1 pseudogene is annotated in these 849 nt (G+C 60.3%); it reads left to right on the top strand.

What is annotated here, in order from left to right:
* Positions 1 to 209 (top strand): annotated as a pseudogene (locus tag AC1D01_RS36885) (hypothetical protein); the annotation flags it as partial.
* Positions 210 to 849 lie beyond the last annotated feature (640 nt).

Genomic DNA, 849 nt, shown 5'->3' on the forward strand with positions numbered 1-849 from the left:
CGGTTGCACCGACTATTTTCGGTTGCACCGACTATTTTCCAGGTGCGGCCCGCATTCCTGTGACCCCTGGGACTTATCGCGTGCGTGTTTGCTTCTCCGGCCTCGATTCGTTGTCTGAGGATGGCCTCGACGGCGATGATCGGTACCATCTTCAGATCTGGCCCGCCCCGTTGGAGGACGTTTCGGTCGTCAAGCAACGTGCGCCGTAGACCGCAGTCGCGTACATGCCATGGCCGGATCCGGCCACTTGCTGTCGGTCGCGAATGGCTGCTTTCGGGCAGACTAAGGTCCAATGGACTCGACCGAACCGTACACCTACAAGGTTTTCGACGATGCCGCGATATGTTGTGCCGCCAAACGCCGGGCCCTATCGGGTCACGACAGCTCGTGCCGGCAATCCGCTTGTTTGCAACGACTACGCCGGACAGCGAAAGGTCCTAATCCCTTGTAGAACGAAGGAACAGGCGGAGGACCTCTGCAAGCAGCTCAACGAGGGCAAGAACGGTGAGGTATTCACGTAGGTTTTGAACGAGACGGCATCGCTTACTGCTAAGCCAATGCGGAAGGCGCCGTTCGGCCACTTCCTCCCGCCCACGAGCGTCTGCTCCCGGACTGCCGGAACCTAGTGCCCGTCGGCCAGGCGGCGAAGTGTGTCGGCGGGGCTCAACGCATATCTCCATGCTCGTGAGCGCATCGTGAGCGTCCAGTCTGACCATCTTGAGAATGCGATAGGCACATAGGAGCCTCGTACCCACCTCAACTTTGGTGGATACGTATGACCTTCCCCGTCCAACCCGCTGGCGCTCGGCGCCGGCGTCGGCTCCACAGCGACGAGTTCAAGGCCAATGC

Source organism: Rhizobacter sp. P3_B12 (assembly GCF_056402895.1).